Consider the following 25900-nt stretch of genomic DNA (forward strand, 5'->3'; position numbering starts at 1 on the left):
GAGGAACCTGCTACAAAATAGCAAGTTCCTTTTTTTAATACAATCGTTTCTCTGTTCCGTCCAATTCAACATACATTGAAGCATCCTGAACGGTCTCCACAATACCATGATAATTATCATTTTGATCTTGCGCACCAATATACAAGATATAAATAAGTTTATTCCCAGGTGAGAACCACATAGGTTCAATAAAACGACGTTGTGCTTGAAGGTCTTCAGATAAGCGTTTAACCTTTGGCCAAACTCTAGCTGGGTGACAATATTCTAAGTCACGTCCAATTTCTAAAGGTGATCTTTGGAAGAGCATCTCGTCATAAGGACCGATATTATTAAAGTATTTAAACTTATGATCGCCGTCAACGTAAGTAATCTCAAAGGGCATTGAATCCAAAATGAGTCTCACTTGCTTTAAACTTAAATATCCTTCGCCGATACTAATCAATTGCTCATTAGAAAAATCCTTTGGCTCATTGACTACTGTCTCATTGCTTACAGACCAGTTGAATTCCAACTGTCCTTTACCAAATTGAAGTACTTGTGATTCTGCTTGAGACTGATGTTTGTGATTAACCTGAGTTAAATTAGCTGGATCCTTAAGTGTTAAATCAACCTTACTTTGAGGGAGTAAATTACGCCATTTATCCGTTTGAATATCTAAGATAGGTTGGATGTTTTGTATTATTTCAACGAACCCTTGATATTGCCCGGCTTCATTAAAGAGTGCTTTATACGAAATATATAAGAATTCTGATTCATGTTCAAACCAAAAGCTTTCTTCAGTTAATGTGTTATCTTTGAAAGCTTGAACAATGGGTTCTAATGTATCCCAGACAGCTTCTGGATAGACATCTTCTACCTTAGCACCGATGTTTTCAGCGTGTCGTGGTAATATTGATGACTCCTTCTTGTGATTGAAGTATTGTACGATATCATTTTGATCAACAAAAGTAACTTTCACTGGGATGTAATCAAAGATGACTTTGATTTGTTCTAAGCTCAAGTAACCATCACCTATCGAAAGAGGCACTGTTGGGTTCATGATTTGGTTACTGCTTGAGTCAAGCGTCTCATCTGGTTCCCAAAGAACGGTAAATTGACCGCCATTAACGGTAATTTTTCGTGTTTCGATTGTTTTACTTTCCACTGTATTCATTGTTTTTTGAACTGACTTAGTTGGTGTAGGTACTTCTTGAATTGTTAATTCTTCAGCTTTTTTCGTATCTTCTTCGAGTAAGTCTGCCAGGTTTTCTGGTTCCCAAGTTTCGCGAGGAGGAATAATTGCATAGCCGTAATTATCGCTTTGCTGGGCGATGTTGTACCAATCCAATTGATTGAAACTTTCAAGTAAGATATTAATTAATATAGCTTCTTCTTTAAAAATCATTTCATTGAATTCAAATTGGAAAGCTTCATACGTATCTCTTACTTTTGAAAATTTAATATCGGAAAATTTTTCCATGGCTTTATAGGCGCGTTTGAATAAGTCACGGATCTCATCATCTTTTGCCCACATAACTTTTGGTGGAGCGTCGTGGCCGTAACTTTCCATAACCGGGAAGAATAAATGTTCTTTCCGGTTGTAATGGTTATCAAATTGCCCGATGATATCATATTGACGTTTAAGTCCTTTAATCATTCCATCAGACAATTCTTCAACCGGCATTTCTTCAAAGGTATCCAGAATATTGTTAATCCGTAGCAGGGCAGAGCGTAACGCCATATTCTCTTCTTTGAATACTGTTACGGGGTGTCCGGGGTGATCAGCATCGGGTGCTTTACCATCTTCAATCGTACCTTTGAACAGATTCGCGTGAACATTACATAGCTTAAGAACATCTTGAAACGTAATCACACTATCCCCATACATTAATTGATGCTCCATCATGGAGATTTCAATGGCACTCACACCCGTGAAATGCTCATTAAATTCATCCTGAACTGATTCAGGATCTGCTCCATGATGCAGTTTAAGAAGAATACCTTCTAATATATCTATGCGATTGTCTGTATTATTACTCATTCACGTCACCTCCGATGACAGTATAGCCGTTCCATTGTAGTTCATTCACTAATTGTTCCAAAGGAAGGTTGATTAATTTGCAGCCTTGTTTTAGTGTGACAACTTTTCCAACTGATTGTCTCATGGCTGGATTAGCTAAAGGTTTAAAGCCTAAATCGACAAGAATGTCGAGAAGTTCAGGGTGTGAATCAAGGACTTGTTTCACAGGTCTATTAAGGTCTACTTGATTTTCCATTTTCTTACTCCTTATAAAATTCGATTGATATTAAATCTATTTATGTATAAACTAAACGTACTATATTATATAATACTAGCGAACAATAACTTCATAAGCAATATGAATAAAATAAATATATTATTTAAACGAAAGGAACGTCTTTTATGAATGAAGAATTTGGTATTCTATTCAAAAACGAAGCATTAAAGTACGAAGAAGAATTACTAGAGCAATTAACAGGAGTCATCGATCCAGAGTTAGGCATAGATATTGCGAACTTAGGCCTAATATATGAAGTAGATATGGATGAAGCAGGGAAGGTTGAAGTCATAATGACTTTAACAACTGCCGGTTGTCCCTTAGCAGACTTCATTGATAGTGACGTGAGATATCAATTAGCTAACTTTGATAAAATTACTGAAATCGATATAAAAGTTGTCTTTGAACCGCATTGGGATTTATCTCGCATCTCACGCTTTGCTCGTATTGCTTTAGGTATTCCGAGTGATTTTATTCCGAATTAAATTAATATTTAAAAGTCCTGTCTAACGATGGGGCTATTTTTGTACAATGTTCTAAAATTCACATAAATAATTGTTATATCCTATTGCTTTAGGTATAAAAATAGTTTATCATATATGTGTAATGAATCACAAGTTTAGATGTTTGCTTTGAATTTATATGGAGGGGATACCATGGAAAAATTAGAAAACGAAAAGATGAATGTAAATCCTTGGGAAGGTTTTACAGGGACTAAATGGCAAGAGTCAATTGATGTTAGAGATTTTATTCAAGAGAATTATACTTTATACGAAGGTGATGATTCATTCTTAGAAGGTGCAACGATTGAAACTTTCCAATTATGGGATCAAGTAATGGAACTAACAAAAGCAGAACGTGATGCTGGTGGCGTTCTAGATATGGATACTAAAGTTGTATCAACAGTTACGTCACATGATGCGGGTTACTTGAACAAAGACGTTGAAAAAGTAGTAGGTGTTCAAACTGACAAACCTTTCAAACGTAGTTTACAACCATTCGGTGGAATCCGTATGTCTGTTCAATCAGCAGAAGCATATGGGTATAAGATTGATCCAGAAATTGAACATATCTTTACAGAGTACCGCAAAACTCATAACCAAGGTGTATTTGATGTATACACACCTGAGATGCGTGCTGCTCGTCGTTCAGGAGTAATTACAGGACTTCCAGATGCTTACGGTCGTGGACGTATTATCGGAGATTACCGTCGTGTTGCATTATACGGAGTAAACCGTTTAATGGAAGAGAAACAAAAAGACTTCGCAAATATTGGTAACGGACAAATGAACGAAGAAGTTATGCGTCTACGTGAAGAAGTTAGTGAACAATACCGTGCCTTACAAGATTTAATTGAATTAGGTAATATTTACGGCTTTGATTTAACTCGTCCAGCTGAAACAGCGCAAGAAGCATTCCAATGGTTATACTTAGGATACTTAGCGGCAATTAAAGATCAAAATGGGGCAGCAATGTCATTGGGTCGTACATCTACATTCCTAGATATCTATATTGAACGTGATCTTGCTACAGGTATGCTTTCAGAAAAAGATGCGCAAGAATTAGTTGACCATTTCGTTATGAAATTACGTCTAGTTAAATTCTCACGTACACCTGATTACAACCAATTATTCTCAGGAGATCCAACTTGGGTCACTGAAGCAATCGGTGGTGTTGGGATAGATGGACGTCCACTAGTAACTAAAAACTCATTTAGATTCTTACATACATTATCAAACTTAGGACCAGCACCAGAACCAAACTTAACAGTGTTATGGTCACCAAGCTTACCAACTCATTTCAAACGATTTGTTGCGAAGATGTCTATCGACACATCAGCTATTCAATATGAAAATGATGACATTATGCGTCCAATTTACGGTGATGACTATGCCATCGCATGTTGCGTGTCAGCGATGGAAGTTGGTAAACAAATGCAATTCTTCGGTGCGCGCGCGAACTTAGCAAAAGCATTATTATATGCAATCAACGGTGGTGTCGACGAAATGTCGAAAGGACAAGTTGGACCAAGCTATCGAGCAATTACTTCAGAATACTTAGAATATGAAGAAGTGATGGAACGTTATGATGACATGTTAGAATGGTTAGCAGGATTGTATCTCAATTCATTAAATGTTATCCACTATATGCACGATAAATACAGCTATGAAAGTATCGAAATGGCTTTACATGATACAAATGTAAAACGTACGATGGCTACAGGTATTGCTGGATTCTCAGTAGCGATTGATGCTTTATCAGCAATCAAATACGCGAAAGTAAAAACAATCCGTGATGAAAATGGCTTGGTAGTCGATTATGAAATCGAAGGGGAATTCCCACAATACGGTAATAACGATAAACGTGCCGATGAGATCGGTGTTGATTTACTTAAAGCATTCATGACTAAAGTTAAGAAACATCCAACTTACCGTGATGCAATCCATACAACATCTATCTTAACAATTACTTCAAACGTTGTTTATGGTAAGAAAACTGGTAACACGCCAGATGGACGTCGTGAAGGAGAGCCATTTGCACCTGGGGCGAACCCAATGCATGGACGTGATACTCACGGAGCGTTAGCAAGTTTAATTTCAGTTGCTAAAATACCTTACGAATATGCTTTAGATGGAATTTCAAATACATTCTCAATCATTCCAAAAGCATTAGGTAAAGATGAAGAAATTCAAAAAGATAACTTAGTGAATATGTTAGACGGATATATTAAAGAAGGTGGACACCACTTAAACGTTAACGTGTTTAACCGCGAAACGTTATTAGATGCGATGGATCACCCAGAAGAATATCCACAATTAACTATCCGTGTATCTGGTTATGCTGTAAACTTCATCAAATTAACTAGAGAGCAACAAATGGATGTTATTAACCGTACAATGCACAGTTCAATGTAATCACTTAAGTTTTAGATATCTTGTTGAAAGGGGGATATATCTTGTCAGAAGTTAAAACACCAATTATTGGGAACGTCCACTCGACTGAAAGTTTCGGATCAGTTGACGGACCAGGGATACGATTCATCTCTTTTATGCAAGGATGTCGTCTACGTTGTCAGTTTTGTCATAATCCGGATACTTGGAATATGCGTGGGGGAACACCTTATACTCCGCAAGAATTATTCGATGAAGCCAAACAATACCGTTCTTTTTGGGGTAATAGCGGCGGGGTAACTGTAAGTGGGGGAGAACCTTTACTTCAAATCGATTTTCTGATTGAATATTTCAAAATTTGTAAAGCACATGGTGTTCACACAACGATTGATACGTGTGGCGCGCCCTTTACTTTAGAGGAACCATTCCGCTCACAATTTGAAGAACTGATGAAGTATACTGATCTGTTCTTATTTGATATTAAGCATATTGATCCAAAAGGTCATGCGAAATTAACAGGCGTGCGCAATGAGAATATCATGCAAATGGCTGAGTTACTTTCAGAGTTGAATATACCTGTTTGGATTCGACACGTACTTGTACCAACGCGTACGGATTATGATGAGTATCTGATCCGATTAGGCGATTATGTTGAAACTTTATCAAATGTTCGCAAGTTCGAGGTGCTTCCATATCATAAACTAGGTGTCTACAAATATGAGGCACTGGGAATTAAATACCGTTTAGAAGGAGTTGAACCACCGACTACAGAACGGGTCGAAAATGCTAAAAGATTATTGAGAACAGAACGCTATAAAGGATATTTAGATGATTAAATAAAGCGACATAATTAAAGCGTAACACTTTAAAACAGTGTTGCGCTTTTTATGTATTTCTAGCAAATATTACCAGTATATTCAAAGAAATATTTATATCAATAAAACAATATCAATATTGTTATATAACAGAAGCGGCAAGATGCTCATTTAATCACATATCGAGAATTATCATTGAATGAAACAGCATAGATAACTGTTACAACACCTAATAAAAACCTATTATATTAGCGTTTTTAACAATAAACCTCTTTACTTTCATTTGTGAAAAGAGTAACATGTAATCAAAGATAAAGAAAAGGGGAGCGTAACAATGACGGAATTAATTGAAAAAGAAGTTATTGGAAATGTTAATTACATGATTAATGGTTTAGTAGAAAAAGGTTTGGTTGCTTTAGAGGAATTCGATCATTTTAATCAAGAGCAAATTGATCACATTGTAGCGAAAGCTTCAGTTGCAGCTTTAGATCAACATGGTACTTTAGCAAGACATGCGGTTGAAGAAACTGGCCGTGGTGTATTTGAAGACAAGGCAACAAAGAACTTATTTGCTTGTGAGCACGTTGTAAATTACATGCGAAATATGAAGACTGTCGGTGTTATCAGTGATGATGAAGTGACGGGGATCACAGAAATTGCTGAACCTGTTGGAGTTATTTGCGCCATCACTCCGACAACGAATCCGACGTCGACAACTATTTTCAAAGCGCTCATCGCATTAAAAACTCGTAACCCAATCATTTTTTCATTTCACCCGGCAGCACTTGAGTCATCAGCTCACGCTGCTCAAATCGTTCGAGATGCAGCGATTGAAGCAGGTGCACCAGAAAACTGTGTACAGTGGATTACAGAACCATCGTTAGATGCAACGAATGCATTAATGAATCACGATGGGGTTGCGACAATCTTAGCCACTGGTGGAAATGCCATGGTTAAATCAGCTTATTCATGTGGTAAGCCAGCGTTAGGAGTTGGGGCAGGGAATGTGCCAGCTTACATTGAAAAGACAGCAAACGTTAAGCAAGCAGCTTATGACATCATATTAAGTAAATCATTCGATAACGGAATGGTATGTGCTTCTGAACAAGCCGCAATTGTTGATAAAGAAATCTATAAAGAATTTAAAGATGAATTAGTAAGCTATCATGCTTATATCGTAAATTCAAAAGAGAAAGCACTATTAGAGGAATTTTGTTTCGGTTCTAAAGCATTCAGTGAAAACTGTGCTGGCGCAAAATTAAATAATGAAATTGTTGGGAAACCAGCGACATGGATTGCAGAACAAGCAGGTTTCACCGTTCCGGAAGAAACAAATATTCTAGTAGCAGAGGTGTCAGAAGTTGGACCAAACGAACCATTAACGCGCGAAAAACTATCTCCAGTCTTAGCCTTATTGAAATCAGAAACAACTGAAGATGGAATTCAAAAAGCTGCACAAATGGTTGAGTTCTTTGGATTAGGTCACTCAGCTGCGATTCATACACAAAATCAAGAATTAGCAAATGAATTCGGCCGTCAAGTTAAAGCCATTCGAGTTATTTGGAACTCTCCTTCAACATTCGGGGGAATCGGAGATGTATACAATGCTTTCATCCCATCATTAACTCTAGGTTGCGGATCATACGGACGCAACTCAGTTGGTGGAAACGTCGGAGCATTGAATTTACTTAACATTAAAACAGTTGGGAGACGACGCAATAACATGCAATGGTTTAAAGTACCTTCAAAAATCTATTTCGAACGTGACTCAATCCAATATTTAAAAACAATGGCTGATGTTGAACGTGTCATGATTATTACGGATGAATCAATGATGAAACTCGGCTTTACTCAAAGAATTATCGACCAACTTGAGGCGCGCCAAAACAAAGTAAATTACCAAATCTTCCATAACATTGAGCCAGATCCAGATATTACAACTGTTAGAAGTGGAGCTGAAGCGATGGCTCAATTCCAACCCGATACAATTATAGCCCTAGGTGGTGGATCTGTTATGGATGCGGCTAAAGTCATGTGGTTATTCTACGAACAACCAGAAGTAGACTTTAGAGATTTAGTTCAAAAATTCCTAGACATTCGTAAAAGAGCAGTTAAGTTCCCAGAACTTGGGTCTAAAGCGAAGTATGTAGGTATTCCAACGACATCAGGAACAGGATCTGAAGTGACACCATTTGCGGTTATCTCTGATAAAAAAAATAATATGAAATACCCATTAGCGGACTATTCATTACTACCAACAGTCGCAATTGTAGATCCTGCTTTAGTTGAGACTGTACCAGATTTTGTTACAGCTGATACAGGGATGGACGTGTTAACACACGCAATCGAAGCGTATGTATCAGTGATGGCTAACGACTTTACTGATGGACTGGCTTTACAAGCAATTAAGATTGTATTCGAAAACTTAGAAGCTTCAGTAAAATATAATGATCCAGAAGCACGTGAAAGAATGCATAACGCTTCAACTATGGCGGGTATGGCATTTGGTAATGCCTTCTTAGGAATTAACCACTCAATGGCTCATAAGATTGGTGGAGTTTTCCATACAGTTCACGGTCGAACAAATGCGATTTTACTTCCATTCGTTATTCGCTATAACGGAACCCGACCAGCGAAACAGGCGAACTGGCCAAAATACAATTACTACAAAGCAGATGTAAAATACCAAGACATCGCTAAATTAATCGGACTTGATGCAAAAACTCCAGAAGAAGGAGTAAAAAACTTAGCACAAGCTGTGTTCGAACTTGGAGAACGTGTTGGAATTCAAATGAGTCTAAAAGACCAGGGCGTTGATGAATCTGCCTTCATGGATAAAACAGAAGATATCGCCTACTTAGCCTTTGAGGACCAGTGTACACCAGTGAATCCGCGCTTAGCTTTAGTAAATGAAATGCAAGAAATCCTTGAAGATGCATATTATGGATATAAAGAAAGACAAGCAAACTACAATTAATAGTATCCGACGCATCAAGTAATACCTAAATTTGATCCCCTTTTATACACGTATATGCCTTACTTGCGCAAGTAAGGCATATACGTTTTTTGATTTTGAGTTGTACCTAGCTAGAAGAATAAAAATAAATTGTTCTAGCTGAGGTGATTAACTGGAAGAATAAATACCAATTGTTCCAACTGAGGTGCTTAAGTGGAAGAATATAAACTAATTCTTCCACTTGTTGAGGTAAGCTTATTTACGCTTATCTTTGAATTCAGGCATTTTCTCCTTTTAGTATGGGCTTATATATATTAAGATAGTGATATAAAGTGAAGAAAATGAAGGAGAGGGTATTATGTCACACGGTTTACCTAATATTGGAAAAGCTGCTACCAAAGCACTTCAAACTATTGATGTCACACAACTTGAGGAAGTGGCTGCTTTTAGTAAAGATGAATTATTAAAGCTACATGGAATGGGACAAAAGTCGATCAACATATTAGAATCTGCCTTAACTGAAAGTAATTTAACTTTTAGTGACGCTGAAGCACATCCATATAAGCCAGATTTTTTATTGTTAGGTGATTTAAGTTGTGACAATGCGCCGAAAAGACGTGTTATTAGAGACTTTGTCGTAGGACTTTTTGTTGGAAAGCAATCTAATCTAGAGGAAACACTTAATCCAGCTGTAGAAACGGAAATTAACGGCGACCAAACAATAAATGGGATTGATGAATTAATCACTTATTTTGATAAAAAAGATATACAGTTAAGTAGTTTAAACTTACTGAGTATTTTATCCCATGGGAAATATGGAGCAGCGGATGGTGTTATTATTGCAAAACCAGGACAGAGAATACATTTTGCTTCATTTTATACATTTGAAAATACAAAAAAAGAAGCTTTAATTAAAGCAATTAGATTTTATATGATTGAAGAAGTTGAATAAGTGAGCATAATATTAACAAAATACGAGGTGCATAATGGGAAGCAATGAGGATAAAGAACTAAGGGTTATAGTGAATGATGAAGTGTCTGACGTAAATCAAGTCAATCAAGCGATACTTAAGATAGATGGTCAAGAATATGTACTAAAGTCAAATAATCATTCAAGCAATCATCAAAAACTTGCTTTACGTTATTTCTTAATACCAGCAGTGATTGGAACTTTGATATATTTTCTTTTTTTCAATTCCCGAGAGCAATTATTTATTCAATTAATGGGACGTATTTCGATTGCGAGTGCGATATTGCTGATTGGGGTGATAAGTGGAGTCATTACTTTTGCGATTGCTTTTATCGTAGGTAAAAGAAAAAAATTAGCCAATTTGGAGAATATCTATTGGCGGAATGTTCCAACGATATTATTATCTTTCGCCATCATCATTGCTTTAGCTATATTATTCTTTTTCTACCTCTTAGGTTTATTATTTGAAGGTTTAGTTTTAGATATTTACTTATCAGCCTTACTGACTTTTATCTTTATATCGATTATTAATTATGTCATGATCAGTTTTGTGATGGTCCTTTCGCCGTCTTTAATGACCAAATTATTAGTTGTGGTCATTTTAAGTGGTGTGATTATCTCAATGATTACCAACAGTGAGGCACAGTGGTGGCAGCGAAATTTAAGTTTCTTAGGAACACAAGAGGCGAGCGGTGCTTGGCAATTTAACTTCACTTTGATGCTGTCTGCGTTTATGATGATTGCTTTAGTGGATTATTTATTTGTTGGTTTAAAGAAGATTTATCCAAAACACCGTCCACTAACAATTCTAAGAATATTACTGACGATTACAGCAATTTGCCTAGGACTTGTTGGTTATTTCCCAAGTGATGGACCGGGAAATATGCCTAAATATCATAACCAATCTGCAGCCATGCTAGTATATATGATTATCGCGATGATTATCGGAATTAAGTGGTTTGTGCCTAAGGTGTCACGAGAATTTGTGATTACATCTTATGTGTTAGGCATTATGTTGTTCTTTGTTACTTATTATTATTTAACAGGCTGGTATATTACTTTAACAGGATTTGAAATAGTTTCATTTATTCTTGCCTTTACTTGGTTGATGCTACTATTACAAACACTTGATAAAGCAAGTCGAGAGCCCATCCCCGTTTATGACGTAGATATTGAGGTTAAGAAAGAAACAGAATCAAAAACATAATTAGATTGAATTCATTCAATAATATAGGATAATAAGATTATGAGATTTCTCATAGTCTTTTTTGTTTGTTATTGAAAGGAGGGTTTGATAATGAGAAAGGTTTGGAAATGTTTAGTATTCTTTCTTTGTATTTTCTTTGCAATGACTGGCGCACAAGCGTCTAAAGCGGAGTCAGATTTGAGATTATGGGTTGTGACTGATATCCATCATTTATCACCTAGCTTATATGTTGAAGGGCCCCGCATTCAGAAATTACAAGATACTGGTGCTGGTTTGGAATTTTTTTACTCCAATGAACGACTTGAAGCCCTTGCTTATCAAATCGAACAGGCAGAACAGCAACCGGATGCTTTAATAGTTGCAGGTGATTTGACTTTAAACGGTGAGTATCAAAGTTTAGTCGACCTTCAGAAAGTATTTGCGAAAATCGAAGCTTTAGGTACGGAAGTTTTTGTGATACCTGGCAATCATGATATTAACAATGGATGGGCAAGTTCATTTACTGATAGTAGAGCTGTGAGGGATAAACAAATTACTCCCGTAGAATTTCAAAAATTAATGAATTCCTTTGGTTATGAAGAAGCAACTTACCAAGATGATGTGAGTTTAAGTTATATTACTCAATTAATGAGCGATCATTGGTTAGTAATGTTAGATAGTAATATTTATCACGGAGAAGGCAATGACCAACCGCCTGTGTCTAAAGGAGAATTGAGAGACGAAACCCTCATTTGGTTGGAGGATAAATTAGGGACTATTACGGGAGCAGACGTTGAAGTGACGGTTGTTTTACACCATAGTTCTATTCCGCATTTTGAATTGATGGGTCAGAATTTTGTTGTGGGTAATCATGATAGGTTGAAGAATATTTTAGAAAAATATCAAATACCTGTAACATTGAGTGGGCATATGCATGCCCAACATATCGCGCAAGAAGGGCAAGTGACTGACATTGCGACAGGAGCGTTTGCTGTTCAACCGAGTGTGATTGGCGAGGTTGTGATTGATAATAACCAGAAGTCGTATCAACAAATAAAATTAGATATGGATGCTTGGGCAAAAGAGACTAAGACAGAAGATCCAAATTTACTCGATTATGATACTTACCTTAAACAAGTCTTTACTAAAGCTAATGAGAAATTGGATTCTAATAAAGATCAAAATGATGAATTAAGACAATTAACACAGGAATTAAATTTAGCTTTCTTTGCTGGAAATATCTCTAATATTTGGGAAGCAACTGTCTCTGCATATGAAGATACATTCGAGAAATTGATTAGTCCAGATACAGAGTCGATGAACCGTTATCTACAAGTTTTAATTGATCAAGCAAATTATAATCATCAAGAGTTTACATGGTAATTTAGTATACATGCGCTTATGACGCACATATCAAACGGACAGAAGGGACAACATCATGGTCGAAACAATTATTAAAGCAGCAGTACTAGTATCAATTATCATATTGGCAAATATCTTAACAACTCGAGGCTACTTTATCAGAGAAAGAGATTTTGACACGATTTCTAAATTAATTTTTTATCTAACTTTACCAAGTGCCATTATTTCAAATTTAAACGGTTTGAGCTTCCCACCGACATTGATTATTATTAGTATTATTGGGTTTTTATGTAATTGGGTGTATATTATATTCTCGCATGTGTTGGGTAAAACACCAACAGAGAAAGGTTTTTTAATGTTGAATATGAATGGTTATAATATTGGAAACTTTTCTTTACCGTTTATTTCTTTCTTTTTCTCTGAAGTAGCGATTTTGGCAGTAAGCTTGTTCGATGCCGGAAGTGCCTTCATGGTTTTAGGTGGAAACTACGGTATGGCAAAGAGTGTCAGGGACGGGGAGAGTAAGATTAATATTAGGTATATCCTCCGCATGATGATGAGTTCACCTTCAGTTATTGTCTATATTGTGATGATTACCTTATCGCTTTTTTCACTGCAATTACCAAGTTTTATTACGGATGTGACCCAAATTATTGGGAATGGGAATACGTTCTTGTCGATGTTTATGATTGGTGTTGCCTTAGATTTAAGGATTCATAAGGAACATGTCCGGCTCTTAATTAAGACATTATCTGGTCGTTATATTGTAGCAGCAGGGATTTCAACATTATTATATTTTTTATTGCCATTTAGTTTAGAAATTCGACAAACTTTAGCGATACTTGCCTTTGCGCCGGTTTCAGGCGTTGCAACAATGTATACACGGATGTATGGGGAGAATTTTGAATTATCAGCAATTATAAATTCAATATCTATTATCATTTCGATTATTATTATGTCAATGTTATTAGTTGTCTGGCAAGTATAAAATAACTCCATATTGTAATGAAACTGTTCGTAATCGCTAATAAAAACATGGTATAGTATATGTGCATATAGAGGGGGGATTTAATGGATAAATTAGGCCGTTTGGATCGAATGGTCATGAAGTACGTTATTTTAGCTGCAGTATTTATTCTAGTTATTTTTAATTATCAGCACATTTTCGCTGGTTTGAGAGAGCTTTGGGATATAATTTCTCCTGTTGTTTATGGATTTGTATTTGCATATATTTTGAATTTAATTATGGTGATGTATGAGGGGTTCTGGTTTCCAGAAACGGATAATGAGCTACTTATTCGTGCAAGACGTCCAGTATCGATATTACTGGCACTGATTACAGTTATTATTGTGATTGTTCTAGTGTTATGGCTCATCATTCCACAATTAATCTCCCTAGTACAAACTTTATTAGAAAATCTACCATTAATGGTTGAATATATTCAAAGGTGGATTGAGGATTTAGAAGAAATTTATCCTCAAATTGATACATTGATAAATAATTTAAACATTAATTGGGAAAGTATTGCCCGAGATGCGGCAAGTTTTGCTAATAACATTTTAGGGTCAACGTTTACGACATTCCAATTATTAACTTCATCTTTATTTAGATTAGTTGTTATATTAGTTGTCGCAATTTACGCCTTATTTTCAAAAGAGAAAATACAAAGACAAGTTAAACGCGTACTGCGTGCTTATATGAAGAGAGACCACTTCCGTCGTTTGAAGTATGTTTTAAGAGTGACGAATGAATCATTCTCTAGTTTTATTACGGGAATGTTAATCGAAGCGATTATTTATGGTACGTTAGTAACGGTGGGGATGATGATATTTAACTTCCCATATGCGGGTATGATTGGAGCACTCTCTGGGGCACTGGCCTTAGTACCAATGGTTGGGGCTATCTTATCAGCTGTTATTGGAACGATGTTAGTCTTCGTTCAAAACCCGATTCAAGGACTCTTTTTCCTTCTATTCAATATCGTACTGCAACAGCTTGAAAGTAATGCGATTTATCCAAGAATTGTTGGTGGATCGATTGGTTTACCAGGTATCTGGACTTTCATTGCGGTAACGATTGGTGGGGGAATCTTAGGACCCGCCGGCTTCTTCCTAGGGGTGCCTATTGCATCAGTCATATATAAACTCATTCGTTCGAATGTTGAATACAAAGAACATTACTATGAGTTAGATCATGGAAGTGAATTAACATTTTAATTTAAAAGTTTAAACCTAATGATTAGCCTAGTTGCTGTCATTAGGTTTTTATATTTACATTGATTAATGTTGTATCCTAAAAACTTTTAACATATACTTACGTAAGAAATAAATAAAGTAGGAGGAACACGTTTGTGAAAGATATGACGTCGGGAACACCGATCAAACAAATTCTATTATTTTCTATACCTTTAATTATAGGTAATATATTTCAATTGTTCTATAACATGGTGGATACCTTCATTGTCGGACGGACGTTGGGCGTGAATGCTCTAGCAGGTATTGGTGCAGCAGGGAGTGTCATGTTCTTTGTGGTTGGTTTCTCGCAAGGGTTCACTGCTGGAATGGCGATTCCAACGGCGCAAGCGTACGGGGCACGTGATTATGAAAAGGTCAGTCGAAGTGTCGCAATCAATGGGGTACTATCGACTTTAGTCGTTATTGTGATGACGGCATTAAGTATGTTTTTCTTATGGGATATTCTTTATTTAATGAATACGCCGGCTGAAATCATTCAGTACACCTATGATTATTTAATTATTATCTTTGGATTTATGGCTATTACCATTCTATTCAATATGTTAAGTAACTTAATGAGAGCTTTAGGAGATAGTCGGACACCGGTGATTGCTTTAGTCATTGCGGTTGTGATTAACATTATCTTAGATTATATCTTTATCCTAGTTTTTGATATGGGAGTAGCTGGGGTAGCGACTGCGACAATGGTATCACAATTAATCGCCTCTTTAATTTGCTTATTCTATATTCAAAAGAAAGTTTATTTATTAAAAGTTAAAGCAAGACATTTTAAGATGCGTAAAGATGAAGTGATTCAACATTGCCGGATTGGATTCCCAATGGCGTTTCAATCTTCAATTATTGCGATTGGATCAATGTCTGTAACAATTGCCTTAAATACATTAGGAGCTGAAGCCGTTGCAGGTTACTCAGCAGCTCAAAAGATTGATCAAATTGTCGTCTTTGTTCTAATGTCATTTGGAGTATCAATGGCCACGTACGTTGGACAAAACTTCGGTGCCAAAAAATACGACCGTATCTTAAGAGGCGTAAAGCAAGTGCTTGTTCTTTCGATATCAGTGTCAATACTCTTCTCAGTTGTTTTATTCTTATTCGGTGGAGAATTAACGAGTGTCTTCGGAGACAGTTCTTCCAAACAAGTTCTGAGAAGTTACGGACAATACTATTTCCAATTAACCGGTCCATTTTATTGGATTTTAGCGATTCTCTTTATCCTTCGTTACACTCTGCAAGGTTTGGGAGATAGTTTTATCCCGACAGTCGCAGGAGTGATGGAATTAACGATGAGAATCATTGCGGCGTTTGGTTTAAGTGGGCTTATTGGCTTTGCCGGTCCAGTTATTTCCAATCCAATGGCGTGGTTAGGTGCTGTACTTGCTTTAGTTCCAGCCTATTACAAACGCAATAAGAAGTTAGTTGAATTACAACAGCAAAAAGCAACTCAATAAAGTTAAGTCAGTCGATGCATTGAATGCACCGGCTGATTTTTTATTATTTCAGAAAATATTATATAAAATGGCTTGACCTTGACGTAACGTTAAGGTGTAATCTGTATGAAGAGGTGAGGAAATGAGTTATTCAATTGGAGAATTAGCAAAACTAGCCGGGATTAGCACAAGAACATTGCGTCATTATGATGCGATTGATTTGTTAAAACCTGCGTATGTCGAAGAGAATGGGTACCGAGTTTATAGTGAAGACGAAGTGAAAATGCTACAACAAATAATGTTTTACCGAGAATTTGGTATCACATTAGAGGAAATTTATGCGATTGTTAATTCTTCAGAATTTGATCGTCTTAAAGCGTTGGAAACTCATTACCAACACCTCAAATCGGAAAAAGACCGTATCAGTCAATTGATGAATACAGTCGAAAACACAATTAAAATATACAAGGAGGACTTAACAATGTCTAAAAAAGAATTTGAAGGCTTTAAAAAACAACAAATTAAAGCTAATGAAGAAAAATATGGTGAAGAAATCAGAGAAAAATACGGTGATGATGTCATTGATTCATCAAATAAAAAATTCGGAAATTTAACGCAAGAACAGTACGAACGTATTGAAAAGCTTAATGAAGAAATCAGTGAAGCTTTAGTAAATGCCGTACCAGAAGGGAAGCCTGAAAGTGCAGAAGGGCAACGAGTTGCTGAATTACATAAAGAATGGCTAATCATGGTTTGGCCAGATGATCTATACTCTGAAGAAGCACACATTGGCCTAGCTCAAATGTATACACAAGATGAGCGTTTCAAGAAATATTATGAAGATATTACTGAAGGTGCAGCAGATTACTTATACGAAGCAATCAAGGTATTTTACAATAAATAAGCGAAGACCGTAAATATTTAGAAAAATCGAGGCCTATGCTATACTTGTCTATAGTAACAATCTGAAGTGAGGATGGATAGAGATGAGTCATAGAAATAAAGGGTTTTTAGTAGCGATGTTATTCGCGATGCTATTCACCCCAATAAGCATAGCAGCATCAGAAAGTAGTTCTAGTACAAGTGATGAAGAACTGGAACAAGTAGAATTAAGTGAAGAGGATAAAGTGAATTATATTCGCTGGTTTGGAGCCTATGACGATCTGCCCCAAATACCTTTAGATGAATTAAAGTCTACGTTTGAGACGTTCATTTCCGAAGGTTCAACCGACATGACTAAAGAAGAAGTCATTGAATTAGTGGGCGAGCCTGCCGAAACATTTGACGCAGGTGCAAGTGAATTCTTATTGTATTATTCAATGAATGATGAAGAATCAGCTATTCTATATGCACAAATCTTCTCAGAAGAAAAGGCAGCGGAAGCAAGTAGTGGACAGGCAGCTTCGACAGAATCTGTGGAAAGAACAGAAACAGAAGAGGACTTTGCTACGCCTTATTTAACAGAAGTGAATTTCTTGTTAGTGAATGAGACGGCCTTTGAGCCATTAAACATTTCCTTAGAAGAAATTGAAACTTGGCAAGATGCAGAGAGTGACAATCGTGAGTTTAATACGTTTGAAGAGTTACAGGAAATAATTGGTGAACCTTCAGAAGTAACATATCGATTCGAAGATGAAAGTTGGCTGTATGCTTGGATTCGAAATAGTGATGAAACTGACTCAATAGATTACGTCATGGCTGAAGTCGATGCTGACGGGAATATTGTGGAACTCAATACGATTGAAGAAAGCGAAGAGAGCAGCGAAAGTGTCGAGATTTCGAGCCTAGATGAATTTAACAACACTGACGAAACAGCTGAATAAGCAGTTTGAACTAATTACCGCTTAGGTTTACAACAATCATTGTGTAGGCCTAAGCGTTTTTTAAAATATATGAAAAAGTGAGTCATGAATATGAATCGAATTAACTTAATTGCTTTAGGTGTCAAAGATATCGGTAGGGCAATGAAATTTTATAAAGATATCGGCTTTAAAACCTATGAAGAGGCTGATAACCCACCGATTGTATTTTTTGATAAGGATGGGACAAAACTAGAGTTATTTTCGCTGAAAGCCTTAGCCAAAGATATAAATCCAACCAACCCTCCAGTCATTAATACAGGTTTTAGTGGAATCACATTAGCAATCAACTTTAAAACTAAAGTTGAAGTTGATGAATTTGTTAAACTGGTTGAGTCTGCTGGTGGGCCGATCGCGAAATATCCTGAACCTACGGATTGGGGCGGGTATAGTGGCTACTTCCAAGATCTTGACGGTTATTATTGGGAAGTTGCATATGGCGATAGCTGGAAGTTCGATGATAATAATATGCTAGTCATAGAATAATAAGTGTTGAATGAAGGAGCTGTGGTTGCAGCTCTTTTTTTGTTGGGAAAATGGGTAAACCTGCATTCGAATTCAATTCGAGTCCTAGATTACGACTAAACACGCATTCGAAAAAAATCCGAGTGCTAGATTCCGGCTAAACGTGCATTTGAATTCAATTCGAGTGCTCGATTCCGGCTAAACACGTATTCGAAAAAAATCCGAGTCCTAGATTACGACTAAACACGCATTCGAAAAAAATCCGAGTGCTCGATTCCGGCTAAACACGCATTCGAAAAAATCCGAGTACTCGATTCCAGCTATATACTGGTCCTATAAACGTGGACAACTAGAGACATGTCCGATTCATTCGTGGACTAAGTTCATTTCTGTCATTATCATCGTAGTCAGAGTTTTATTGCACAAAAAAATATCATCTCCAATCCTTTCACATCGCAGTTACTTACAATTGTAAATAAATAATATTTATGAAAACGTTAAAAAAACCTCGACTAACACAATATATGTGCTATTATTATTAAGTGAACACTATATATTGTGTTGGAGGAGGATGGAAATGGAGCAAACATTTAAAGGTATTAAGGAAAATAAAACAAATACAATCGTCATCAAACGAGATGGGCGAGTTGTAAACTTTAATCCGAATAAGATAAAAGCAGCGATTAACAAAGCATTTACTCATGTATATTCAAGCGAGGATGCTGAAATATCGGAATTGGTTAAAGACATCATCACAAAACTATCTACTAGATATGGTCAAGAATTGACGATTAATCAAATACAGCGAGTAACAGAAGAGGTACTAGTGGCCTCTGAATACAACGAAGTTGCCCAAGCTTACATTAGCTACCGGGTACAAAGAGAACAAGAACGCATGCTATCTGTTGATATCAATGAAAGTATCAAAGCCCTAACTGCAAAAGAAAGTACACTAATGAATGAGAATGCGAATAAAGATAGTCGTGTCTTTAATACTCAAAGAGATTTGACTGCAGGTGTCACGGCTAAAGCAATTGGGTTAAAGATGCTTCCACCTCATGTAGCTAACGCACATTTAAAAGGGCAAATACACTACCATGATTTGGATTATCAACCTTATGCACCGATGACAAATTGTAGTTTGATTGATTTTGAAACAATGTTTAATGAAGGATTTACAATTGGAAATGCCCAAGTCGAGTCACCCCAATCGATCCAAACGGCTACGGCTCAAATGGCTCAAATCATCGCCAACGTTGCAAGTAGTCAGTACGGCGGAACAAGTGCCAACCGAATTGATGAGATTTTAGCTCCTTATGCAGAAAAAAATTATCATAAGAATTTAAAGATGGCGCATCAGTGGATTGAAGATGAGGATAAACAAAAAGCATTTGCGGTGAGCAAGACGAAAAAAGATATTTATGATGCGATGCAAAGTTTGGAATATGAAATTAATACACTGTATACGTCTCAAGGACAAACGCCTTTTACGACACTGGGCTTTGGTCTAGGGACTTCATGGATTGAAAGGGAAATCCAATTTGCTATTTTGAAAGTTAGATTAGAAGGCTTGGGTAGCGAGAAAAGAACTGCAATTTTCCCTAAACTTGTCTTTACATTAAGAGACGGAGTGAACTTAAAAGAAGTAGATCCGAATTATGATATCAAACAGTTAGCACTTGAATGTACTGCTAAACGAATGTACCCGGATGTTCTAATGTATGACAAATTAGTTGAGCTAACAGGCAGCTTTAAAGTGCCAATGGGTTGCCGTTCATTTCTGCAAGGATGGAAAGATGATAATGGAAATGAAGTCAATGACGGTCGTATGAACTTAGGTGTTGTCACACTGAATTTACCGAGAATAGCGATTGAATCTAGCGAGAACAAAGAACAATTTTGGTCAATATTAGAGGAAAGACTCGATATTATGACAGATGCTTTAGTATATCGCGTTGAAAGAGTGAAGGAAGCTTTACCAGAGAATGCACCTATCTTATATCAATATGGTGCATTTGGTGAACGATTGAATGAAGATGAATCCGTTGATAAATTATTTAAAAACAAACGCGCAACAGTGTCGCTGGGTTATATCGGATTATATGAAGTGGCAACTGCTTTTTATGGTCCCGATTGGGAAGAGAATAAAGAAGCTAAAGATTTTACACTAGAAGTGATTAAAACTCTTAAAGCCAAGGCAGATGAGCTAGGTGAACAGTACGGTTATCACTTCAGTGTGTACAGCACTCCTTCAGAGAGTTTAACAGACCGATTCTGTCGGATGGATAAAGAACGATTTGGATCGATTCCTAATATTACTGATAAAGATTATTATACGAATTCTTTCCATTATGATGTCAGAAAAAATCCAACCCCCTTTGAGAAAATCGAATTCGAAAAAGACTATCCACAATACTGTAGTGGCGGGTTTATTCATTACTGTGAATATCCGAATATGCGCCAAAATTTAAAAGCGTTAGAAACAGTTTGGGACTTTGCTTATGACAAGATTGGGTATCTAGGAACGAATACACCGATTGATCATTGTTATGAATGTGATTTTGATGGAGAGTTTGAAGCGACCGAACGCGGTTTTAAATGCCCTCAATGTGGCAATCAAAATCCTGACACTTCAGACGTTGTAAAGAGAACTTGTGGTTATTTAGGCAATCCACAGAAAAGACCGATGGTTCGTGGAAGACATAAAGAAATCAACGCACGAGTGAAACATATTCCGGATAGCGTCGTGAAATTGAAACGCAATCAGAAAGCGAAATTATCAAACGACTCAAGGAGCGTACTCGAATGAAAAATCCAAAACCCAAAGAATGGCTAGCTGAAGATTTAAGTCTAGGTAAGATTGCGGATTACAAACCGTATAATTTTGTGGATGGTGAAGGAGTCAGATGTAGTCTTTACGTCAGTGGTTGTCCCTTTGCTTGTGTCGGTTGTTACAATCGTGTCGCACAAAACTTTAACTACGGCACACCTTATACGCAAGAACTAGAAGAGCGAATCATTGAAGATCTCGCGGCATCATATTGCCAAGGCTTAACTTTACTAGGCGGCGAGCCTATGTTAAATACTAATATCGTAGTCCCTTTATGTAGAGCAATCCGAGAAAAATACCAGCAGACTAAAGATATTTGGTCATGGACTGGTTATACATGGGAAGAATTACTTTCAGAATCTGAAGATAAGTTGGAACTATTATCCCTTATCGATGTTTTAGTCGATGGGCGTTTTGACATTAATAAAAAAGACCTCACAAGGCAATTCAGAGGCAGTACAAATCAACGTATTATCGACGTCCAACAGAGTTTGGCGCAAGATAAAGTTGTGCTTTGGACACAATCGAATGGTCAACCATATTATTAATATACAAAAAACAACAGCTCGAATTTTTTGAACTGTTGTTTTTTTTACTTATAAAGTATCTTTGAAAAAGGCAGTACCTACACGAATAAAAGTAGCTCGCTCAGCTACAGCGATGGGGTAGTCTTGACTCATGCCCATGCTAACTTCGGTACAAGGAGCATTTGAAAAGTTACCTTGTTCCACTTTAACTTGTAATGCCTTTAAAGAACGGAAATATTCATGAATTTCCTCTTGGCTGGCATCAATAGGAGCCATCGTCATTAGGCCAATGATATTTAACTTATCATATGCTTCTAACTCTTTTAAAGTGTCATCCAACGCGTCGGGGTGGAAACCAGATTTACTATCTTCACCACTCACATTAACTTGAATGAAGCAGTTAACTGGCTTATCAGCGCGTTTTTGAATTTCTTTTGCTAAAGAGAGACGGTCCAGAGAATGGAGATAATCAATATCATTAATGATCTTCTTCACTTGTCTCGTTTGTAAATTACCAATAAAATGCCATTGAATCTCGTCATTAATATCTGCCAAATGTTCATATTTCTTTAAGAATACATCGGGGCGATTCTCCCCAAAGTGTTTTACTCCAAGAGCGTGCAAATCACGCATCGTTTTTTCATCAACGGTCTTAGTGACCGCAACTACAATAGGCTCCTTGTTTCCAGCGGGTAGATGATTTTCAATCGTTTCTTTAATTACATTGATATTTGTTTTTAACGTTTGTTTCATTGTCACTTCGTTCACCAATCCTTTAATTATTCCTCTATTGAATTTATCAATAATGGTGGAGGGTGTCAATTTGAAGACATTCAAACGAATTCAAGAATAATACTTGCATTGAACAAATATCCATGTTAGTATTATTTCGAAGTCGAGATAACACTTCATTGATCACTAATAAAAGTGAAAGACTTGACCTCTAAATTGATTCATGTTAATATTAATTCGAAATCGAGATGTAAACATTTAAAGTAAAATTTTAAATGCTTTTGCTCGGTTATAATTATTAACTTATAATTCGAAAACGAGATAACAAAATATGAACAATCTTTTAGGAGGAGCAACAATGAACAGAACCGATGAATCATTAAAAGCATTTGTAGGGATCCAAAGAACAAGCGAAACTTTAGATAGAACAGTTAGAAAAGACTCAAGAAAACACGGTCTAAACTTAAATGAGTTTGCCGTACTAGAATTATTATTGAATAAAGGGCCACAACCCATTCAACAAATAAAAGAGAAAATTCTAATTGCGAGCAGCAGTACTACTTACTTAATTGATAAATTATGTGAAAAGGGACTTGTTGAGCGAATTGTAAATGAACAAGATCGTCGTATCATTCGTGCCTCTTTAACACCTAGCGGGAAAGAGTTAATTGAACGCATCTTCCCATCGCATGCTGAATTGATTAGAGAATCATTTGATAAATTATCGGATGATGAACTCACACAACTACGGTTCTTATTGAAGAAAATGAACGGCATAGACAACAAATAAAGGAGCGTTTTATTATGACGAACAATTTTGAACTTAAAGGAATTCACCACGTTACAGCGATTACGAATAGTGCTGAAAGAAACTATAAATTTATCACGGATATTTTAGGTATGCGTTTAGTTAAAAAGACAGTAAACCAAGATGATATCCAAACGTATCATACATTCTTTGCGGATGACATCGGATCACCAGGAACGGATTTAACATTCTTTGATTTTCCGAATATTCCTTCAGGAACTTATGGATCAAACTCAATTTCGCGTATTGGCTTACGTGTTCCTAACGATGCAGCATTAGAATACTACTTAAACCGTTTTGAAGAATTTGATGTAAAACACGGCGAAATTGAAGATTTATTCGGTACGAAAGTTTTAGAATTTGAAGAAGAAGATGGGCAGCGCTACCGTTTATTCTCAGATGAGAATAATGAAGGAGTAGAGGCTGGAAGACCATGGCAAGATGGACCAGTACCAACAGATAAAGCTATCTACGGGCTTGGACCGATTGAAATTACTGTAAGTTATTTTGATGACTTCAAACAATTATTACAAGTAATCTATAATATGAAACCAATGATTGAAGAAGAGGAAGTTGCAGTCTTTGAAGTTGGTGAAGGTGGAAATGGTGGTCGTGTTATCTTACGTAAAGATGAGGAAACACCCGTTGGAATCCAAGGTTACGGAGAAGTTCACCACGTTTCATTTAGAGTTGAAGACCATGCAGCAATTAAATCATGGGAAGCAAAATATGACCAAATCGGTGTTCGCCACTCTGGTTGGGTAGATCGTTTCTTCTTTGAAGCACTATATGCACGAATTGGCCACATCTTAATTGAAATCTCAACAGATGGACCAGGCTTCATGGGCGACGAACCATATGAAACATTAGGAGAAAAATTATCATTACCGCCATTCTTAGAAGAAAAACGTGACGAAATCGAAGCATCTGTACGTCCATTTGATACAACGCGCAATAAATAATAGCCAGGCGACTTTGAAATCTTTAATACAATATAAGGAGCTGATAATATGGAACCGGTGAAACATTTACACCATATTACTGCGATTGCAGGTCCACCTCAAGAAAATTTACACTTTTATCGTGATGTTTTAGGCTTAAAATTAATTAAGCAAACAGTTAATTTTGACGATGTAAATACATATCATTTTTATTTCTCAAATAAGGGTATGGATGATGGAACAATCTTAACGTTCTTCCCATGGGATACACGTAATCGTGGTGTTAAAGGTAGTGGGCAAGTTGGAAGAATTGCTTTCTCAGTACCTAATGGGTCATTAGAAAATTGGAAGAAACATTTAGAAACTCATGATGTTATTTTTGAAGAATCGAATATGTTTGGAAATCGTGGAATTATCTTTGAAGATAATCATACTTTACGCCTAGCAATCGTCGAAACTGATGAAGAGAATAATGATTCAGATATCTTAGGTTTCTACGGCGTGGAGTTGCTATCAAGCCAACCAGAAGCAACAAGAGATACATTACGTAACCAACTCGGTTTAGAGGAATTAGAAGCCACATTAGAATTCTTCCACTTAGAAACAGTGGGAGAACAACGTCATCACATTATTATACCTAAAGAAGCACCAGCGAGAGGTAGAGACGGTGTTGGAACAGTTCATCACGTGGCTTGGTCAATGGAAGACGATCTTAAACAGCAAGAATGGCGTGAATACCTACAAGATGAAGGATTCCACGTGACAGATGTTAAGGATCGTAATTACTTTAATGCGATGTACATGCGAGAAAAAGGCCATGTTCTATTCGAATATGCGACCGATGGTCCAGGCTTTGCTGTCGATGAACCTTTAGATGCCTTAGGCCAAAAGCTCATGCTTCCAGAACAATATGAAAGCCATCGAGAAGAAATCGAGCGAACTTTACCAAAAGTCGATTATAGGAGGGGTTTATGCATTTTTTTAAAGCAGATAATATGTCCTCTAAGGACAATAAAAAGAAATTAGCAGGAACAATTATTCCAAGGCCGATTGCCTTAGTGATGACGCAATTTGATGAAGTCATTAATATTGCACCTTTTAGTTACTTTAATATTGTTTCTAACAACCCACCTCTCATTTCGATTGCGATACAACGATCGAATGGTGAACTAAAAGACACTTCAAGAAATATTCTCGCAAAGAAAGAAGCGACGGTTCATGTTGTAGATGAGCAAATCGTAAACGATGCAAATGCAACATCAGCAACATTGTCTACAGATGAGAGTGAGTTAAGTGTATCAAACTTTAACTTAATTGACTCAAAATTGATTGGCACACCAGGGATTAAAGAAGCCCTCGTCCGCTATGAGACACAGTTGTACAAAGCTGTTGAAATTACGGATGCATCAGGGTTAATCGTTGCGGATTTAATCATCCTAGAGGTGGTTGGTTTTCATCTTGCAGAAGAGATTTACGATGTTGACACAGGCTATATTATAGCAGACAAACTGAAACCTGTGAGTCGATTAGCCGGTGCGGATTATGCCAAATTAGGTTCGCAATTTGATTTAGTTCGACCAGATTAAAGGAGTTAATAAT

The 25900-nt window shown here is 36.7% G+C and carries 22 protein-coding genes; 19 read left to right on the forward strand and 3 right to left on the reverse strand.

The window, feature by feature from the left end:
• Window positions 1-34: 34 nt before the first annotated feature.
• Window positions 35-2020, reverse strand: a complete 1986-nt coding sequence (locus FEZ33_RS03375) for a DUF438 domain-containing protein (protein ID WP_138403989.1) — start codon at window positions 2018-2020, stop codon at window positions 35-37.
• Complete coding sequence (locus tag FEZ33_RS03380; RefSeq protein WP_003142510.1) at window positions 2013-2255, reverse strand: DUF1858 domain-containing protein; 243 nt, start codon at window positions 2253-2255, stop codon at window positions 2013-2015. Before FEZ33_RS03380 ends, FEZ33_RS03375 begins: the two co-directional genes overlap by 8 nt.
• A gap of 146 nt (window positions 2256-2401) precedes the next feature.
• Here FEZ33_RS03380 and FEZ33_RS03385 point away from each other — a divergent pair, with 146 nt between their 5' ends.
• The 15 genes from FEZ33_RS03385 to nrdG all read left to right on the forward strand — a co-directional run bounded on the left by FEZ33_RS03385 (window position 2402) and on the right by nrdG (window position 21841).
• The gene (locus tag FEZ33_RS03385; protein ID WP_138403990.1) at window positions 2402-2761 is read left to right on the forward strand and encodes a metal-sulfur cluster assembly factor; all 360 of its coding nucleotides are present in this window, start codon (window positions 2402-2404) and stop codon (window positions 2759-2761) included.
• 171 nt (window positions 2762-2932) lie between these two features.
• Complete coding sequence (gene pflB, locus FEZ33_RS03390; RefSeq protein ID WP_138403991.1) at window positions 2933-5191, forward strand: formate C-acetyltransferase; 2259 nt, start codon at window positions 2933-2935, stop codon at window positions 5189-5191.
• Window positions 5192-5232: 41 nt separating this feature from the next.
• Window positions 5233-6003 carry a pyruvate formate-lyase-activating protein gene (gene pflA / locus FEZ33_RS03395; RefSeq protein WP_138403992.1) on the forward strand — a complete coding sequence of 257 codons (771 nt, stop codon included), beginning with the start codon at window positions 5233-5235 and terminating at the stop codon, window positions 6001-6003.
• Between the two features lie 313 nt (window positions 6004-6316).
• Entirely contained in the window at window positions 6317-8959 is a 2643-nt protein-coding gene (adhE, locus tag FEZ33_RS03400) for a bifunctional acetaldehyde-CoA/alcohol dehydrogenase (RefSeq protein WP_138403993.1), read from the forward strand.
• 337 nt (window positions 8960-9296) lie between these two features.
• A complete protein-coding gene (locus tag FEZ33_RS03405) occupies window positions 9297-9890 on the forward strand; it encodes a helix-hairpin-helix domain-containing protein (RefSeq protein WP_138403994.1) in 594 nt (197 codons plus the stop codon).
• A 34-nt stretch (window positions 9891-9924) separates the two neighbouring features.
• Window positions 9925-11115 (forward strand): DUF998 domain-containing protein, encoded by a 1191-nt coding sequence (locus FEZ33_RS03410; RefSeq protein WP_138403995.1) that lies wholly within the window; start codon window positions 9925-9927, stop codon window positions 11113-11115.
• 90 nt (window positions 11116-11205) lie between these two features.
• Entirely contained in the window at window positions 11206-12477 is a 1272-nt protein-coding gene (locus FEZ33_RS03415) for a metallophosphoesterase (RefSeq protein ID WP_138403996.1), read from the forward strand.
• 55 nt (window positions 12478-12532) lie between these two features.
• Window positions 12533-13444, forward strand: coding sequence for an AEC family transporter (locus FEZ33_RS03420; protein ID WP_138403997.1), 912 nt, complete (start codon window positions 12533-12535; stop codon window positions 13442-13444).
• 83 nt (window positions 13445-13527) lie between these two features.
• On the forward strand, window positions 13528-14673 hold the full coding sequence (locus tag FEZ33_RS03425; protein ID WP_138403998.1) for an AI-2E family transporter: 1146 nt from the start codon (window positions 13528-13530) through the stop codon (window positions 14671-14673).
• 143 nt (window positions 14674-14816) lie between these two features.
• Window positions 14817-16160, forward strand: coding sequence for an MATE family efflux transporter (locus FEZ33_RS03430; RefSeq protein ID WP_328590769.1), 1344 nt, complete (start codon window positions 14817-14819; stop codon window positions 16158-16160).
• Window positions 16161-16281: 121 nt separating this feature from the next.
• Entirely contained in the window at window positions 16282-17043 is a 762-nt protein-coding gene (locus FEZ33_RS03435) for a MerR family transcriptional regulator (protein ID WP_138404000.1), read from the forward strand.
• Window positions 17044-17125: 82 nt separating this feature from the next.
• Window positions 17126-17962, forward strand: a complete 837-nt coding sequence (locus tag FEZ33_RS03440) for a hypothetical protein (protein WP_138404001.1) — start codon at window positions 17126-17128, stop codon at window positions 17960-17962.
• A 90-nt stretch (window positions 17963-18052) separates the two neighbouring features.
• A complete protein-coding gene (locus FEZ33_RS03445) occupies window positions 18053-18484 on the forward strand; it encodes a VOC family protein (protein ID WP_138404002.1) in 432 nt (143 codons plus the stop codon).
• Window positions 18485-19040: 556 nt separating this feature from the next.
• The gene (gene nrdD / locus FEZ33_RS03450) at window positions 19041-21272 is read left to right on the forward strand and encodes an anaerobic ribonucleoside-triphosphate reductase (RefSeq protein WP_171031267.1); all 2232 of its coding nucleotides are present in this window, start codon (window positions 19041-19043) and stop codon (window positions 21270-21272) included.
• The gene (gene nrdG / locus FEZ33_RS03455) at window positions 21269-21841 is read left to right on the forward strand and encodes an anaerobic ribonucleoside-triphosphate reductase activating protein (RefSeq protein ID WP_171031268.1); all 573 of its coding nucleotides are present in this window, start codon (window positions 21269-21271) and stop codon (window positions 21839-21841) included. The genes nrdD and nrdG overlap by 4 nt, the downstream gene beginning before the upstream one ends.
• Window positions 21842-21889: 48 nt before the next feature.
• Here the strand turns inward: nrdG and FEZ33_RS03460 are convergent, their stop codons facing one another.
• A complete protein-coding gene (locus FEZ33_RS03460) occupies window positions 21890-22573 on the reverse strand; it encodes a YggS family pyridoxal phosphate-dependent enzyme (RefSeq protein WP_138404027.1) in 684 nt (227 codons plus the stop codon).
• Window positions 22574-22910: 337 nt separating this feature from the next.
• Between FEZ33_RS03460 and FEZ33_RS03465 the strand changes: the two genes are divergently transcribed.
• Genes FEZ33_RS03465 through FEZ33_RS03480 form a run of 4 tightly spaced genes read left to right on the forward strand, consistent with a single transcriptional unit; the run spans window position 22911 to window position 25887 of the window.
• A complete protein-coding gene (locus tag FEZ33_RS03465) occupies window positions 22911-23342 on the forward strand; it encodes a MarR family winged helix-turn-helix transcriptional regulator (protein WP_138404005.1) in 432 nt (143 codons plus the stop codon).
• Between the two features lie 14 nt (window positions 23343-23356).
• Window positions 23357-24322 carry a VOC family protein gene (locus FEZ33_RS03470; RefSeq protein ID WP_138404006.1) on the forward strand — a complete coding sequence of 322 codons (966 nt, stop codon included), beginning with the start codon at window positions 23357-23359 and terminating at the stop codon, window positions 24320-24322.
• 48 nt (window positions 24323-24370) lie between these two features.
• Window positions 24371-25327, forward strand: coding sequence for a ring-cleaving dioxygenase (locus tag FEZ33_RS03475; protein ID WP_138404007.1), 957 nt, complete (start codon window positions 24371-24373; stop codon window positions 25325-25327).
• A complete protein-coding gene (locus FEZ33_RS03480) occupies window positions 25273-25887 on the forward strand; it encodes a flavin reductase family protein (RefSeq protein WP_138404008.1) in 615 nt (204 codons plus the stop codon). The genes FEZ33_RS03475 and FEZ33_RS03480 overlap by 55 nt, the downstream gene beginning before the upstream one ends.
• Window positions 25888-25900: the final 13 nt, after the last annotated feature.

This window comes from Ruoffia tabacinasalis (assembly GCF_005864045.1).
GTDB lineage: Bacteria > Bacillota > Bacilli > Lactobacillales > Aerococcaceae > Ruoffia > Ruoffia tabacinasalis.

What these genes read in the sequence shown, in the direction of transcription:
- nrdG (WP_171031268.1), top strand. Translation starts at nt 21,269, where the DNA reads ATGAAAAATCCAAAACCCAAAGAATGGCTAGCTGAAGATTTAAGTCTA.
- FEZ33_RS03460 (WP_138404027.1), bottom strand. Translation starts at nt 22,573, where the DNA reads ATGAAACAAACGTTAAAAACAAATATCAATGTAATTAAAGAAACGATT.
- FEZ33_RS03480 (WP_138404008.1), top strand. Translation starts at nt 25,273, where the DNA reads ATGCATTTTTTTAAAGCAGATAATATGTCCTCTAAGGACAATAAAAAG.
- adhE (WP_138403993.1), top strand. Translation starts at nt 6,317, where the DNA reads ATGACGGAATTAATTGAAAAAGAAGTTATTGGAAATGTTAATTACATG.
- FEZ33_RS03425 (WP_138403998.1), top strand. Translation starts at nt 13,528, where the DNA reads ATGGATAAATTAGGCCGTTTGGATCGAATGGTCATGAAGTACGTTATT.
- FEZ33_RS03405 (WP_138403994.1), top strand. Translation starts at nt 9,297, where the DNA reads ATGTCACACGGTTTACCTAATATTGGAAAAGCTGCTACCAAAGCACTT.
- FEZ33_RS03440 (WP_138404001.1), top strand. Translation starts at nt 17,126, where the DNA reads ATGAGTCATAGAAATAAAGGGTTTTTAGTAGCGATGTTATTCGCGATG.
- FEZ33_RS03430 (WP_328590769.1), top strand. Translation starts at nt 14,817, where the DNA reads ATGACGTCGGGAACACCGATCAAACAAATTCTATTATTTTCTATACCT.
- FEZ33_RS03475 (WP_138404007.1), top strand. Translation starts at nt 24,371, where the DNA reads ATGGAACCGGTGAAACATTTACACCATATTACTGCGATTGCAGGTCCA.
- FEZ33_RS03435 (WP_138404000.1), top strand. Translation starts at nt 16,282, where the DNA reads ATGAGTTATTCAATTGGAGAATTAGCAAAACTAGCCGGGATTAGCACA.
- FEZ33_RS03380 (WP_003142510.1), bottom strand. Translation starts at nt 2,255, where the DNA reads ATGGAAAATCAAGTAGACCTTAATAGACCTGTGAAACAAGTCCTTGAT.
- FEZ33_RS03415 (WP_138403996.1), top strand. Translation starts at nt 11,206, where the DNA reads ATGAGAAAGGTTTGGAAATGTTTAGTATTCTTTCTTTGTATTTTCTTT.
- FEZ33_RS03410 (WP_138403995.1), top strand. Translation starts at nt 9,925, where the DNA reads ATGGGAAGCAATGAGGATAAAGAACTAAGGGTTATAGTGAATGATGAA.
- FEZ33_RS03385 (WP_138403990.1), top strand. Translation starts at nt 2,402, where the DNA reads ATGAATGAAGAATTTGGTATTCTATTCAAAAACGAAGCATTAAAGTAC.
- pflB (WP_138403991.1), top strand. Translation starts at nt 2,933, where the DNA reads ATGGAAAAATTAGAAAACGAAAAGATGAATGTAAATCCTTGGGAAGGT.
- FEZ33_RS03470 (WP_138404006.1), top strand. Translation starts at nt 23,357, where the DNA reads ATGACGAACAATTTTGAACTTAAAGGAATTCACCACGTTACAGCGATT.
- nrdD (WP_171031267.1), top strand. Translation starts at nt 19,041, where the DNA reads ATGGAGCAAACATTTAAAGGTATTAAGGAAAATAAAACAAATACAATC.
- FEZ33_RS03445 (WP_138404002.1), top strand. Translation starts at nt 18,053, where the DNA reads ATGAATCGAATTAACTTAATTGCTTTAGGTGTCAAAGATATCGGTAGG.
- FEZ33_RS03375 (WP_138403989.1), bottom strand. Translation starts at nt 2,020, where the DNA reads ATGAGTAATAATACAGACAATCGCATAGATATATTAGAAGGTATTCTT.
- FEZ33_RS03465 (WP_138404005.1), top strand. Translation starts at nt 22,911, where the DNA reads ATGAACAGAACCGATGAATCATTAAAAGCATTTGTAGGGATCCAAAGA.
- FEZ33_RS03420 (WP_138403997.1), top strand. Translation starts at nt 12,533, where the DNA reads ATGGTCGAAACAATTATTAAAGCAGCAGTACTAGTATCAATTATCATA.